This window comes from Prochlorococcus marinus XMU1411 (assembly GCF_017696075.1).
Lineage (GTDB): Bacteria > Cyanobacteriota > Cyanobacteriia > PCC-6307 > Cyanobiaceae > Prochlorococcus_A > Prochlorococcus_A marinus_V.
In genome coordinates this window covers 1-13,024 of record NZ_JAAORI010000003.1, presented here as the reverse complement: position 1 = coordinate 13,024, position 13,024 = coordinate 1, and the positions used below count along the sequence as shown (strand labels likewise).

Annotated in this window: 15 protein-coding genes and 1 tRNA gene; 10 read left to right on the top strand and 6 right to left on the bottom strand. The window is 31.3% G+C overall.

Annotated features, from left to right (window positions below; translation table 11 throughout):
• Window positions 1–44 precede the first annotated feature (44 nt).
• The 3 genes from metK (at window position 45) to HA145_RS01660 (ending at window position 2,688) form a co-directional block, all read left to right on the top strand.
• Window positions 45–1,286 (top strand): methionine adenosyltransferase, encoded by a 1,242-nt coding sequence (gene metK, locus HA145_RS01670; RefSeq protein WP_209127579.1) that lies wholly within the window; start codon window positions 45–47, stop codon window positions 1,284–1,286.
• 11 nt (window positions 1,287–1,297) lie between these two features.
• Entirely contained in the window at window positions 1,298–2,527 is a 1,230-nt protein-coding gene (locus HA145_RS01665) for an FGGY-family carbohydrate kinase (RefSeq protein WP_209127578.1), read from the top strand.
• An 88-nt stretch (window positions 2,528–2,615) separates the two neighbouring features.
• Window positions 2,616–2,688: transfer RNA gene (locus tag HA145_RS01660), tRNA-Phe, on the top strand.
• An 87-nt stretch (window positions 2,689–2,775) separates the two neighbouring features.
• Here the strand turns inward: HA145_RS01660 and HA145_RS01655 are convergent.
• On the bottom strand, window positions 2,776–3,195 hold the full coding sequence (locus HA145_RS01655; RefSeq protein ID WP_209127577.1) for a hypothetical protein: 420 nt from the start codon (window positions 3,193–3,195) through the stop codon (window positions 2,776–2,778).
• 147 nt (window positions 3,196–3,342) lie between these two features.
• Between HA145_RS01655 and HA145_RS01650 the strand changes: the two genes are divergently transcribed.
• From HA145_RS01650 to HA145_RS01640, 3 genes are all read left to right on the top strand, one after another.
• Window positions 3,343–3,978 carry a TVP38/TMEM64 family protein gene (locus tag HA145_RS01650; RefSeq protein WP_209127576.1) on the top strand — a complete coding sequence of 212 codons (636 nt, stop codon included), beginning with the start codon at window positions 3,343–3,345 and terminating at the stop codon, window positions 3,976–3,978.
• 117 nt (window positions 3,979–4,095) lie between these two features.
• Window positions 4,096–4,275: a hypothetical protein gene (locus HA145_RS01645; protein ID WP_209127575.1), complete on the top strand. Its 180-nt coding sequence runs from the start codon at window positions 4,096–4,098 to the stop codon at window positions 4,273–4,275.
• A complete protein-coding gene (locus HA145_RS01640; protein WP_209127574.1) occupies window positions 4,250–4,801 on the top strand; it encodes a phycobiliprotein lyase in 552 nt (183 codons plus the stop codon). The genes HA145_RS01645 and HA145_RS01640 overlap by 26 nt, the downstream gene beginning before the upstream one ends.
• On the opposite strand, the gene HA145_RS01635 is transcribed toward HA145_RS01640, so the two are convergent.
• Window positions 4,785–5,297 (bottom strand): R-phycoerythrin subunit beta, encoded by a 513-nt coding sequence (locus HA145_RS01635; RefSeq protein ID WP_209127573.1) that lies wholly within the window; start codon window positions 5,295–5,297, stop codon window positions 4,785–4,787. The genes HA145_RS01640 and HA145_RS01635 overlap by 17 nt on opposite strands.
• 154 nt (window positions 5,298–5,451) lie before the next feature.
• On the opposite strand from HA145_RS01635, the gene HA145_RS01630 reads away from it, so the two are divergent.
• From HA145_RS01630 to HA145_RS01620, 3 genes are read left to right on the top strand one after another with little or no spacing between them, the layout of a single operon-like run.
• Entirely contained in the window at window positions 5,452–5,664 is a 213-nt protein-coding gene (locus HA145_RS01630) for a hypothetical protein (RefSeq protein ID WP_432421775.1), read from the top strand.
• A gap of 40 nt (window positions 5,665–5,704) precedes the next feature.
• Entirely contained in the window at window positions 5,705–8,113 is a 2,409-nt protein-coding gene (locus tag HA145_RS01625; RefSeq protein ID WP_209127572.1) for a UvrD-helicase domain-containing protein, read from the top strand.
• Window positions 8,114–8,118: 5 nt separating this feature from the next.
• A complete protein-coding gene (locus HA145_RS01620) occupies window positions 8,119–9,366 on the top strand; it encodes a CCA tRNA nucleotidyltransferase (protein WP_209127571.1) in 1,248 nt (415 codons plus the stop codon).
• Here HA145_RS01620 and selD read toward each other — a convergent pair whose 3' ends face one another.
• Window positions 9,367–11,538, bottom strand: coding sequence for a selenide, water dikinase SelD (gene selD, locus HA145_RS01615; protein ID WP_209127570.1), 2,172 nt, complete (start codon window positions 11,536–11,538; stop codon window positions 9,367–9,369).
• 10 nt (window positions 11,539–11,548) lie between these two features.
• Between selD and mtnP the strand changes: the two genes are divergently transcribed.
• Window positions 11,549–12,442, top strand: a complete 894-nt coding sequence (gene mtnP / locus HA145_RS01610; RefSeq protein WP_209127569.1) for an S-methyl-5'-thioadenosine phosphorylase — start codon at window positions 11,549–11,551, stop codon at window positions 12,440–12,442.
• A 42-nt stretch (window positions 12,443–12,484) separates the two neighbouring features.
• On the opposite strand, the gene HA145_RS01605 is transcribed toward mtnP, so the two are convergent.
• Genes HA145_RS01605 through psbF form a run of 3 tightly spaced genes read right to left on the bottom strand, consistent with a single transcriptional unit; the run spans window position 12,485 to window position 12,969 of the window.
• On the bottom strand, window positions 12,485–12,682 hold the full coding sequence (locus tag HA145_RS01605) for a photosystem II reaction center protein J (protein ID WP_011375864.1): 198 nt from the start codon (window positions 12,680–12,682) through the stop codon (window positions 12,485–12,487).
• A gap of 9 nt (window positions 12,683–12,691) precedes the next feature.
• The gene (locus HA145_RS01600) at window positions 12,692–12,811 is read right to left on the bottom strand and encodes a photosystem II reaction center protein L (protein WP_002806119.1); all 120 of its coding nucleotides are present in this window, start codon (window positions 12,809–12,811) and stop codon (window positions 12,692–12,694) included.
• A gap of 11 nt (window positions 12,812–12,822) precedes the next feature.
• Window positions 12,823–12,969: a cytochrome b559 subunit beta gene (gene psbF / locus HA145_RS01595; RefSeq protein WP_011375863.1), complete on the bottom strand. Its 147-nt coding sequence runs from the start codon at window positions 12,967–12,969 to the stop codon at window positions 12,823–12,825.
• Window positions 12,970–13,024: the final 55 nt, after the last annotated feature.

The window sequence follows — 13,024 nt, the reverse complement described above, 5'->3', positions numbered from 1 at the left end:
TAATCTAATTTAGGATGAATCCTAGTTCCAAAAATTATTTGTAAATGAGTGATTTTATTTTCACTTCTGAATCCGTAACTGAAGGTCATCCTGACAAAATATGTGATCAAATAAGTGACGCCGTTTTAGATGCCTTATTAACAGAAGATCCAGAAAGCAGAGTTGCATGTGAAACTGTCGTTAATACTGGTCTTTGTTTGCTTACTGGAGAAATAACTTCAAAAGCAAAAGTCGATTATATAAAACTTGTTAGGAATGTAATCAAAGAAATTGGATATGAAGGCTATAAAGCAGGTGGTTTTGACGCAAATAGTTGTGCTGTTTTAGTAGCACTTGACGAGCAATCACCTGATATTTCGCAAGGAGTAAACGAAGCCGATGATATAAACGATGATTTGGAAGACAATACCGGAGCCGGTGACCAAGGCATAATGTTCGGCTATGCATGCGATGAAACGCCCGAATTGATGCCCTTACCGATAAGTTTGGCACATAGATTAGCCATTCAACTTGCCAAAGTAAGACACGACGAGGTCCTTAATTATCTTCTCCCTGATGGTAAAACACAAGTAAGCATTGATTACGAAAAAGGGGTGCCAGTTTCGATTAATACAATTTTAATTTCAACTCAACATAATCCTGAGATTGATGGAATCACAAATGAAGAAGATATTCGTCAAAGAATAAAAGAAGATCTATGGAATAATGTTGTAATTCCTGCTACTGAAGATTTAAAAATTAAACCAGACATTCACAATACAAAATTTCTAGTTAACCCCACGGGAAAATTTGTTGTAGGTGGACCTCAAGGAGATGCAGGGCTTACAGGCAGAAAAATTATTGTAGACACTTACGGAGGATATGCAAGACATGGAGGAGGGGCATTCTCGGGCAAAGATCCCACAAAAGTTGATAGATCTGCCGCTTATGCAGCCCGTTATGTAGCTAAAAGTATAGTTAAGGCGAAATTAGCAAAAAAGGCAGAAGTACAATTAAGTTATGCAATTGGAGTTGCAAAACCAATTTCCATTCTCGTTGATACTTTTGATACTGGTGTTATTTCACAAGCTAATTTGACAGAGCTTATTAAAAAACACTTTGATTTAAGACCTGCCGCAATAATAAAGGAATTTAACTTAAGAAATCTACCCAAAAAAATGGGTGGTAAATTTTTTAGAAATACTGCATCCTACGGACATTTTGGCAGAAGAGATCTTGATCTGCCTTGGGAAAATGTTCAAGAAAAAGTAACCCAATTAGCTGCGTCTGCCAAAATATTTTTATAAGAAATTTTTCTATGCCTGATATTTTTTATGGAGGGTTAGATTTTGGAACAAGTGGTGCAAGAATATCTATAATTAATTTTCATAAGGAATTATTATATTCAAATTCAGTCCCTTATCTATACGGCTTTAAAAATCCAAACTCTTGGATTAATTCTTGTGAAAAGCTCTTAGAAAGTTTACCTATTGAGATAAAAAGGAATCTTGGGAAATTGGCTATATCTGGCACCTCAGGAACTTTAACAGCATTCAATTTAAAAGGGGATCCATTAGGGGAGGCAATCCCTTATGACCAAGCATGTAATGATAATAATATCCTTCTTAAATCTTTAACTCCTGGAGAAGATCATTTACAAACACCATATAGCAGTCTTGCTAAGGCATTAAAACTAATAGATAAATATGGCACGAATATACTTTTAAGACATCAATCTGATTGGATAACTGGCTGGCTTTTAAAAGATTGGACTCATGGAGAAGAAGGTAACAATCTCAAACTTGGTTGGGATCTTAAAAAAGAATCATGGCCAAAAAGATATCTAAATACTTCATGGCATAAATGCTTACCTAAAATTATAAAAAGTGGAAAAATTATTGGCCAAGTAAATTCTGATTTAGCCAATAGATTTAACTTGAATAAGAAATTAATATTAATCTCAGGCACTACTGACTCTAATGCAAGTTTAATAGCTACAGGCTTAGGGAAAGAGAATGGTCTCACAGTTTTAGGAACAACTATTGTGGTAAAAAAAATTATTGATAACCCTGTAAAAAAAGAAGGAATTACAACCCATAGAGTCAGAGGCGATTGGATCTGCGGAGGAGCATCAAACGCAGGATGTGGTATCTTATCTAAATTCTTTTCTGATTCAGAAATTAAGGAACTCAGTCGACAAATTAATCCTTTGAAAAGCACTTCTTTAAATCTTTTACCTCTTAACAGTAAAGGAGAGAGATTTCCTATTAATAACTCCAATTTAGAGCCGATTCTTAGCCCTAGACCAGTAAGCGACTCACTTTATTTACATGCATTATTCGAAGGTCTAGCTAAAATAGAGTTGAGAGGATGGGAAAAGCTATCTGAACTTACTGGTTCACTTCCAAAAAAAATTATTACTATTGGTGGAGGTTCAAAAAACCCTCAGTGGAGAAAAATAAGAGAAAAAATTATAAATATACCAATAGTTTCATCCAATAAAACTACTTCATTTGGCACTGCCTTATTAACCATTGATTCAAACTAGTATTTTTAAGTTAATTAATGAAGATATAAAATTTTTAATGAAAAGGTTTCACAAACTACACATCTTAATTTAGAGTATATAGATTAGAGCCGGGATAGCTCAGTTGGTAGAGCAGGCGACTGAAAATCGCCGTGTCCCCAGTTCAAATCTGGGTCCTGGCACCTTTTAAACCCTGTTTATGACAGGGTTTTATATTTTATGAACATATAGAACCTGAATTTTTCTTTTATTTTCATAATTCAAAATTTTTAGTTTTCCACTCTGCAGACTTGACCAATCACACCCAAAATAAGTGCATCTCCATTTGGATCTTGCCAATCAGCTAAATCATTTAAATTACTAGATACTTCATTTATAGAAACATCAACGTCTCTGAATGATTTTTCAAAACAATTTATATCCATCGTATAAAGAATGTCCTTTGTAATTTCACTTTTTGTTTTGGGAATAAATTTACTCAATACTCTGACAGAACCGTCTTCATTCCTCTTTATACTTTGCCTATCCCATAGCTGTTCCCCATATTCACTTTTAGGTACTCCAACCCATTCATGAGGCAAAGCATCTAATTGTTTTATTGAAATACATAAGGAAAAGATTATCGAAAGGACTAAACAAATGAAATTTCTAAAAAAAATTAAATTAACTTTATTCTTAGAATCATTCATAACTACTTATGTAATACAAAATCTTTTATTGGGAGAAAATTAAGATTAAAAATTTGTAAAAATTTTTATTGATTAGTATTTCTATTATAGATACAATCAAATATTAAAAATTGATAATTTACTCCCAATAAATTTATTTGAAAAATAATGAATAAAATACAGAAATTTCTCTCAGTTGTTTTTTTTATAGCAATATTCGTTGTATTGATTTATTTAATCCAAAATTATGGGATTGAACCTCTAAGGAACAAAATAGAAAGTTTGGGGATTTGGGCTCCTTTTGGAATATTCATACTTAGAGGAGTAAGTATTATTTTACCTGCTCTTCCAAGTTCAGCTTATTCTCTGCTAGCAGGATCATTATTAGGCTTTCAAAAAGGTTACATCACAATAATCTTTTCTGATATAGTTTTTTGTCAAGCTGCTTTCTTTATTGCAAGAAATTATGGTCGGGTTCCTGTACGTAATTTAGTAGGCCCAAAAGCAATGAAAAAGATTGAAAGTTTTAATCAAAACCAACTAGAAGAAAATTTCTTTCTTATGACAGGACTACTAATGACTGGCCTTTTTGATTTTCTAAGTTATGCAATTGGTATTGGAGGAACTCGCTGGAAAATATTTACCCCAGCATTATTAATAAGTCTTCTAATCAGTGACTCTATACTAGTAGCAGTGGGAGCTGGGGTTAGCCAGGGAGCAGGATTATTTCTGGGGATTGCCCTATTAGCGATGTTTGCTTTAGCGACTATTTCAGGATTAGCAAAAAATAAAATGCCTAAATAACAAAACATTTAATTATTCTGTAATAAAAGAAGAAAGATATGACATTTTTGCAAACATCAAGTATATAACTAAGAATTCATGCAAGAATAGAAATCGATTTATTTTTAAAGTTATTAGATGAGTCCATTTAGACCAACTTCATATGATCGCCCTGGAGAACAAATATCAACCACTCCTTCTGGATTAAAAGTAACTTCAGCAAAGAGATTAATGGTAGATTCAATGGTAAGAATGATTCAAAAAGCAGAAAATCATTCCGTAGAAGATAAACTTGACGAAGAATCTAACAAAAATTAATCAATTTATTGATAAAAGTATAGGAGAGTGGAAATCAATAAGAAGTACTCATACTTTAGCTTTTCAAGAATTTGAAAACTCAACTAGTAAGATAAATATAAAACATATCAACTTAACAAATAAAAAAGTAGTTGAAATTTTTAAAAATAATGAATTAAGTTATAACCTAGAGAGCATAGCTATTTCTATAAAATGGCAATCTATTAGTGATTGGGAAGAAAATGATATAAATGAGGGAGATGAAACTTTATTGATATTTTTACCCAAAAATGAAAATTCAGGAATTGTCTTACGAAATAAAGGTTATACAGAATCTTTTATTTCATCATCAAGTTATTTCGTTGATGAACAAAATAATTTACACATTAAAACTTTTTACAAATCAACAGTTTCTGAAGAAAGAGTTTCTTTTTTATCCACTCATATAAGATCCAGATTTTCCATTATTAGAAATATTGAAAATAACTCAGTAATACAGACTTCCCATACTTCTGAAATAAGAAATTTAGCTAGTTTAAAAGATTAATTATCCTTTCAAATTGAAACTCTGTTTCAGAAATTAAGTCAGGAAGGAAGCTTTTGGTTACCTGCATATTATTAACTGTAGAATTTAAATCAGAGATTGTTGCATCTCGCATTAATTCAATAACTCTTCTTGCATTTCTTAAAGGCACCCCAAGAGCAAGATAAGTATTTTTAAGATCCTTCAAACAACTTTTTTCTAAAACTGATTCGTCATTAGAAATTAAAAGATAAGCAACAATCCTTAGGATTATTTCTCCATCTCTTAAACAAACGGACATCTTGTTAGTTGTATTTAAAGATATTTTTGTATTAACTGAATCTTGATTTTCGCAAATCATTGCTGTTACAGCGTCTGCCGCAATTGCATGCGAATTATTGGTTATTGAGGTTATTGAATCTAATCTTGAGTTTGCACTATTAATAAATTCTTTTATATTACTTAAATCATTTAATTTCCTATCAGCAGACATTAGTTGATTATTCTTTGAAACTGACATTCCTAAAGTTAAAAATTTAAAGTTCGAATCTTAGAATAGTACAAAGCTAGTAAAAACAATACAATTTCAAAATTAACGCAACGCTTCTTAATTAATAACTTTATTCCAAAGTGATAGTTGAAATAGTTCAAATAAAAAATTTTTTTCCGCTAGTATGAACTTACGTTTTAATAAAGTTTTGGATCAACAAGATTTAAAATTATCAAAGAAACTTATTTCCTCTTACAAAAAGAGATTGGAAAAAGAAATTCTTGACCGAAGTATTAAATTAAGGATGCCTCAAAATAAATTTGAAGAAATAATTAATAACAATAATGAACTTATAAATTTAAAAAAAGCTTTAGAAGACCTAGAAACGGAATCTTAACCTCATAGTAAAGTCTTATTTTTGAAAAACCCTTCCAAAAGTGCCTCAAACCAACAATTTTCTTTTTAAATCTTTAAATAATGAGCAACTTCAAGCAGTAAAACATGTTTATGGGCCATTATTAGTTGTGGCAGGTGCAGGTAGCGGGAAAACTAAGGCTCTTACACACAGAATTGCAAATCTTATTGAAAATAACTCTATAGATCCCTATAACATTCTCGCTGTCACTTTCACTAACAAAGCTGCTAAAGAAATGAAAGCAAGATTAGAGGTTCTTCTAGCCCAAGAATTAGCTTTAAATCAATTTGGTCAGCCTTGGACAACTCTCAAAGAAATTGATCAAAATCAATTAAGATCAAACGTTCATCAAGAGAGACTTCAAAATCTTTGGATCGGTACTTTTCATTCTTTATTCTCAAGACTTCTGAGATACGATATTGAAAAATATACTGATCCAGAAGGCCTAAAATGGACAAGGCGATTTTCAATTTATGATGAAACAGATTCTCAAACATTAGTAAAAGAAATTATCAGTCAAGATATGAATCTTGACCCAAAAAGATATGATCCCAAAAAGATTAAGAGATTAATAAGTAATGCTAAAAATCAATGCTTAACTTCTAATGATCTTTTAGAGAAAGCAGATAATAATTTTGATAAAACAGTTGCAGAAGCCTACAAGAGATATAGAATTTCTCTCTCAAAAAATAATTCTTTAGACTTTGATGATCTCCTACTTTTGCCGGTTTTCTTATTGAGGCAAAATGATATAGTCAGAGATTACTGGCACAAAAGATTTAAACATATTTTAGTTGACGAATATCAAGATACAAATAGAACACAATATGAACTTATAAAATTAATTACTGCTGGTAATACTGACCCAAAAAAATTCTTCAATTGGGAAGATCGGTCAATTTTTGTAGTTGGGGATGCTGATCAAAGTATTTATAGTTTCAGAGCAGCTGACTTCAGAATTTTAATTGGTTTTCAAGAAGATTTTAAAACTTCAATCAACGACAATACAAAATCATCTTTAATTAAATTAGAAGAAAATTATAGGTCATCTTCTAATATTCTTGATGCTGCAAACTCACTAATTGAAAACAACTCTGAAAGAATTGACAAAGTTTTAAAGGCTACTAAAGAAAAAGGGGAACTTTTAACTTTACTCAGCTGTGATGATGAAATTTCCGAAGCAGAAGCAATCACCAATAAAATAAAATCACTCAATAACAATAATCAAAACCCAATTTGGAAAAATTTTGCAATATTATATCGAACCAGAGCTCAGTCAAGAGTATTAGAAGAATCTCTTGTAAGGTGGCGCATTCCTTATACAATTTTTGGAGGATTGCGTTTTTATGATAGAAGAGAAATTAAAGATGCAATAGCATATTTGAAAGTTCTGGTTAATTCTTCAGATAACGTTAGTCTTTTACGAATCATAAATGTTCCTAGAAGAGGGATTGGTAAGACTACTATTCAAAAACTTAATGAACTATCTAATAGGTTAAATATCCCATTATGGGAGGTTCTTAATGATAAGCAAAGTCTTGAAGAAACAGTAGGCCGATCATCAAAAGGAATTAATAAATTTACTGAAGTTATGAATGATCTACTGTGTTACCTAGAAAATTCAGGGCCCGCTCAACTACTACAACTTATATTAGAAAAAAGTGGTTATTTAAGTGACTTGTTATCTAGTGGGACGGAAGAATCTGAAGATAGAAGAAATAACTTACAAGAACTAATTAATGCAGCTACTCAATATGAAGAAGAAACAGAAAGTGGAGATGTAGAGGGATTTCTCTCTACAGCAGCCTTAACAACTGATAATGATACGAAGAAAAATAACCCAAACTCTGTAACTCTTATGACTCTGCATAATAGTAAAGGTTTAGAATTTCAAAATGTTTTTATCACTGGGCTAGAACAAGGTCTATTCCCTAGCCATAGATCAATAGATACTCCCTCACTTCTTGAAGAGGAAAGAAGATTATGCTATGTAGGTATTACTAGAGCTAAAGAAAGAGTTTTCTTAAGTCATGCCAGAGAAAGAAGATTATGGGGTGGAATGCGTGAAGCAACAATTCCTTCAATATTTCTCTCAGAAATACCTGAAGATTTAATGGATGGCGAATTACCACAAACTGGTGGTGCTTCAATTAGAAGAGATTGGCATCTTGATCGTTTAACTAGAGTTGATCGAAACAATCCAAATGAATTTGTTAACAAACCAATAAATGCAGTAAGGAAATTATATTCAGGTCCCAGTAAAGGAAAAAGCTGGATAGTTGGAGATAAGCTAATTCACTCAAAGTTTGGGAAAGGTGAAATCATACATATTTTTGGGAGTGGGGAAAAAATATCTTTAGCAGTAAAATTTGGTGATAAAGGAAGTAAAATTCTAGATCCCAGATTAGCTCCAATTCGTTATGTAAGTTAAAACTCATGAACGATATCTCTGATTACATCCAAGGGGAATTAATCAAAACTCCATTTAATCTATATAACCTAATTGTTAAATACATAGAATCTAATAACAATACTAAAGTAGCTTTTGTTGGGGGTTATTTAAGAGATTTATTAATTAGTAAATTCCACAAAAAATTATTTTCTAAACCTGTAGATATTGATCTTATTATTGAAGGATCCTCTATTTCTCTGGCAAAATTTATCAAAAAAAATATTGTAAATGTAGATTTATGTTTAATCAAGGAATTTAATATATACAACACAGTAGAAATAAATATTAATGACTATAAAATTGATATTGCTTCTGCGAGAAAAGAAATTTATACTGCTCCTGGCTTAAATCCCACAGTAACTAATAGTACTATTGAAGAGGATCTTAAGAGGAGAGATTTCACGATAAATTCAATAGCTTTCGAGGTCTCGACAAGGAAAATCTATGATCTTTATGGCGGAATTTCTGATATAAAAAGTAAAAAGTTGAACTTACTTCACAGTAATAGTATTTCAGATGATCCAAGTAGATTAATTAGATGTGCAAAATATGCTTCAAGGTTAAATTTCAATATTTCAAATAATTCCCTCAAACAATCTCAAGAAACAGTTAGACAATGGCCATGGAAAAGTACAAAAACTCATCAGAAAATGATTTACCCTCCTGCAATAGGTATACGAATAAGGATGGAACTAGCTGAAATATGCAAACACGATAATTTGACTAATGTAATTTCGATAATTCATAAATGGGAAATTATCTCAATCTTAAATGAAAATATTAAAGTCGATAAAAGGTTTTTAAGAGGACTAAATTGGATCAAGAAGTTAAAGGGAAATCATATGCTCTACTTATTAAAAGATTCAGAAGATTTAGAAAAAGCATGTCAAAGATTTTTGGTAAATAATAGTGAGATAAAAATATTAGAAGATTATTTAAATATTAAAAAGATATTAAATACAAACCAAAAAAAATTTAATCATTTTTCTCCATCAAGTTGGACAGAATTTATTGAGGACAGAAACCTTAATGATGAGACAGTCAAATTATTAATTTGTGATGGAGGACCATACTGGCATAGATTTTTTAAGTGGTTATTTATTTACAAATTCATAAAATCAAAAAAAGATGGAGAAATATTAAAAAAGGAAGGATGGGATCCAGGGAAGGAGATGGGTAAGGAAATCAAAAGATTAAGATATTTGGAAATTGACAAATTAAATAGAAATTAATTACATTTTTACAACTTCTCCAACCTTGTACCACTTATCCTTTAGAACATTTTCATATTTACGATTGCAACTAATCAACAAGGGTCCACATGTTTGAGGATCTAATAGTAATGATATTCTCTCGTTAAAAGTCTCTTGATCTAATGAATTTTCGTTTAAAAAATTAATAATTCTTTTTTGCTTATTTACTTTATAAATTTTGTCAAAAATTTCTTTATTAGATTCAAAGAAAGTACTTTTAACATCTTTTCTTATTAAATCAAATACTCCAGGATAAGCTTTAAATGCAAATAAATCTAATAAAACTTTTAGTTGCTCAAGATTATTGCTTTGCCTATATAAATTAGATGATTCAACCATTTCTTTAAGATGTCCAATAAATCCATATCCAGTAATGTCAGTCGCAGCATTGACTAATGATTCTTTAAATTGATTTTGAAAAAGATAAATTTCATCAATCAAATATTGCTGACTCTTTACTAAATTATTAATTATTTCAGAAGAACTACCGAGCATATTAATATTTTGCATTTGACCGGCAAAGTAAATCCCAACGCCCAGAGGTCTAGACATCATGAGAATATCTCCAACATTCATTCCAGATTTAAGCCATGGTTTTGCTCCATTTTTTAAAATACCTTGAACTGTTAAGGAAATATCTATTCCTAATGAATAAGGTTTATTTACTAAACTTCTTGCCTCGAAAGTATGGCCTCCAAGTAATTCACCTCCATGATCCTTAACTGTTGATTTAATACCTTGAAGTGATTGAGAAAAGAGGTAACTCTGAAATTCCCTTTCAACTTTTGGTAATGAAATTAAAGCCTGCGCGGATGAAAGTTTTGCTCCGCATGCCCACAAATCTGAACAAGCATGCAAAGTAGTAATTTTTGCATTAAGCCAAGGATCACTTACCAAAGCAGGAAATCCATCTACACTTTGCAAGATAATATGTTGACCATTTTGATATATCTCAACTGAATCTTCAGGTGATGAAGCAAAAGAATTTAAATTAGAATTTATTAATGATTTATTCAAAACAAACTGAGGAATTTTAGCAGCACATCCTCTGCAATCATTCATTGAAATATTTTTTTCACTACCTTTCATAATTAGCCTTTTTGATCTGAACTTTTTAATAAAGTTGAGATCAATCTTATACTTTAAAATCCAAAAAAGAAAAGAAGGGCCGAAAACAAAATTACGATAAATAGCAAAAGCCTTTGGATGATGGCTTGGAAATATATTTACTATTTGCAATCCAATCTTTTGAGGAAACCACTTTTTCAATGATCTCCCTTCTATATCCTTTTTTAGATTTTGAACTAATGTATTTACAACTTTTACTGCAAAAACTCCCGATGCTGGTCTTTTCGCTGAACCTACAACTGCGCAATCACCGACGGCAAAAATTCCAGATAAACTTTTTATCTGCAAATTCTGATTCGTGATTATTCTGCCATGATAATCCGAATCTAATAATTTTTTTTGTGCCCATAACGGAGATGTATTTCCAGTACATAAAAGAATCTTGCCATAATCAAAATTAAGTTTTCCAACTAAATCAATATTGTAATTCCGTAAACTTTTAAGAATTGTATTATTAATTTTTCTTGAATCACATAATAATTTTAAAGATCTATTTCTCCATCTTTTTCTCAAAGCATATGATAATTCAATTGCAGCAAGACCACTCCCAACTATTACAAATGGAAGTTCATTAATTGAATCAAAAATGTCCTCTTTTTTTATTAATTCATAAGCCCTCAAAAAAGGTTTAATTGTAAAAGCATTTCGATTTTTAACTAATGATTCAAATTCTTTTGGAATTATTGTTTGACTTCCATAATTAAGCACCAACTTCGAATAATTAACTGAAGATCTATTACTGAAAACAATTTTCTTTAAATTAAAATCAATATCCTTTACTTCTTCTTCTATAAAAGATACTTTTGCATTTTTTGCTAAAGATTTTATATCAATTAAACTCTCTTCTAAAGAAATTGATTTTGAAATCACCGATGGGAATATCGCCGAATAAACCAAATGAGAATCTCTAGATATAATTGAAACAGGAATTTCTGGCATCAATTTCGGAAACATTAACCATTTCTTCAATAAAGAAACATTTGAGTGTCCTCCTCCAATTAGTACCAGATGATTAAAAGTCATTTACATCACTATGAATAAAGAACATTTATTACCAATTGAAAAATCAAGATTAGGAGTGATTGGTGGAAGTGGATTTTATTCAATGGATCAAATTGAGTACTTAAGAGAACTAGAAATCAATACTCCCTATGGTAAACCTTCTGATTCAATAAAAGTATATAAACTTGGAAACCTAGAGATAGCATTCATTCCTAGACATGGCAGAACACATAGTTTAAATCCTTCTGAAATCCCTTACAAAGCTAATATTTGGGCTCTAAGATCAATAGGAGTAAGATGGATTATTGCTCCATCAGCAGTTGGTTCATTGCAAGAACAGATAAGGCCACTTGATATAGTGGTTCCAGATCAATTTATAGACCGGACAAAAAACAGACCTGCAACCTTCTTTAATGAGGGAGCTGTTGCTCACGTAACTATGGGAGATCCCTTTTGCACAAATTTATCACGTATATTAAGTGAAATCGGAGAAAAAAATATTCCTGGCGGTAGACAATTGCATAGAGGGGGTACCTATCTAGCAATGGAAGGTCCCGCTTTCTCAACTAGAGCAGAATCTAATTTATATAGGAGTTGGGGATGTTCAATAATTGGAATGACGAACCATACAGAAGCAAGATTAGCTAAAGAAGCTGAAATAGCTTACTCCTCCTTATCTATGGTTACTGATTATGATTGCTGGCATCAAACTCATCAAGAAGTTTCTGTAGAGATGGTTTTGGATAATCTTAGATCAAATACTGAAGTAGCCAATAAAATAATTTTTGAAGTAGCTAAATTAATTGAAAAAGAAAGACCAAAAAGTAAATCTCATTTTTCATTAAAAGATGGATTGATAACCCAAAAAGAAAATATCCCAAGCTCCACAAAAAAGAAACTAAGGATATTTACTGATTCTTATTAGGCTTATTTGATATTAGTGATTATCAGGTCAAGGTAGGATTTATTAGCCTCCAGCTCCTACCCCTTGGTATGAACCATAGAAGAATATTCCTAAAACAAAGATAACTGCTATTCCACCTGCTGTGGCAACAAGCCATAAAGGAAGGGTTCCTTCAGTCCATCTTCTTTCCCATGCAACTGCTGGTCTGCCGTCGGGAAGTCTATCTGGAATTCTTCCATCAGGTCCTTTTAATTTACTCATGATTTTAATTTAATTGAAAAAGTAACTGGAAAATAAAATTCCCAATACAAAGACTGATAATAAGCCTAGATAAAGGCTTGTACGATTAAGTTCAACTGGAACTTTGTTAGGATTTTCGTTTACTTGCATGATAGTTAAATTTATCGGGCTACGAATTGCATAGCAGCAATAGAACCTAAAAAGAATACTGATGGAATAGCTAGAGCGTGAACTGCTAGCCAACGGACAGTAAATATAGGATAAACGCGGACTTCCGCAGCCTGCATTGGAGCTTGAGAATTAGTCATTGTTATTTTGTTCTACTAAAACTTGAAAATTTTGTATATTCTTATTTGAATTTTT

Bases quoted from the DNA above. Each gene is read 5' to 3' on its own strand.
- HA145_RS01630 (WP_432421775.1), top strand. From the start codon at position 5,452: ATGAACTTACGTTTTAATAAAGTTTTGGATCAACAAGATTTAAAATTA.
- mtnP (WP_209127569.1), top strand. From the start codon at position 11,549: ATGAATAAAGAACATTTATTACCAATTGAAAAATCAAGATTAGGAGTG.
- HA145_RS01665 (WP_209127578.1), top strand. From the start codon at position 1,298: ATGCCTGATATTTTTTATGGAGGGTTAGATTTTGGAACAAGTGGTGCA.
- psbF (WP_011375863.1), bottom strand. From the start codon at position 12,969: ATGACTAATTCTCAAGCTCCAATGCAGGCTGCGGAAGTCCGCGTTTAT.
- metK (WP_209127579.1), top strand. From the start codon at position 45: ATGAGTGATTTTATTTTCACTTCTGAATCCGTAACTGAAGGTCATCCT.
- selD (WP_209127570.1), bottom strand. From the start codon at position 11,538: ATGACTTTTAATCATCTGGTACTAATTGGAGGAGGACACTCAAATGTT.
- HA145_RS01635 (WP_209127573.1), bottom strand. From the start codon at position 5,297: ATGTCAGTTTCAAAGAATAATCAACTAATGTCTGCTGATAGGAAATTA.
- HA145_RS01645 (WP_209127575.1), top strand. From the start codon at position 4,096: ATGAGTCCATTTAGACCAACTTCATATGATCGCCCTGGAGAACAAATA.
- HA145_RS01600 (WP_002806119.1), bottom strand. From the start codon at position 12,811: ATGCAAGTAAACGAAAATCCTAACAAAGTTCCAGTTGAACTTAATCGT.
- HA145_RS01655 (WP_209127577.1), bottom strand. From the start codon at position 3,195: ATGAATGATTCTAAGAATAAAGTTAATTTAATTTTTTTTAGAAATTTC.
- HA145_RS01650 (WP_209127576.1), top strand. From the start codon at position 3,343: ATGAATAAAATACAGAAATTTCTCTCAGTTGTTTTTTTTATAGCAATA.
- HA145_RS01605 (WP_011375864.1), bottom strand. From the start codon at position 12,682: ATGAGTAAATTAAAAGGACCTGATGGAAGAATTCCAGATAGACTTCCC.
- HA145_RS01620 (WP_209127571.1), top strand. From the start codon at position 8,119: ATGAACGATATCTCTGATTACATCCAAGGGGAATTAATCAAAACTCCA.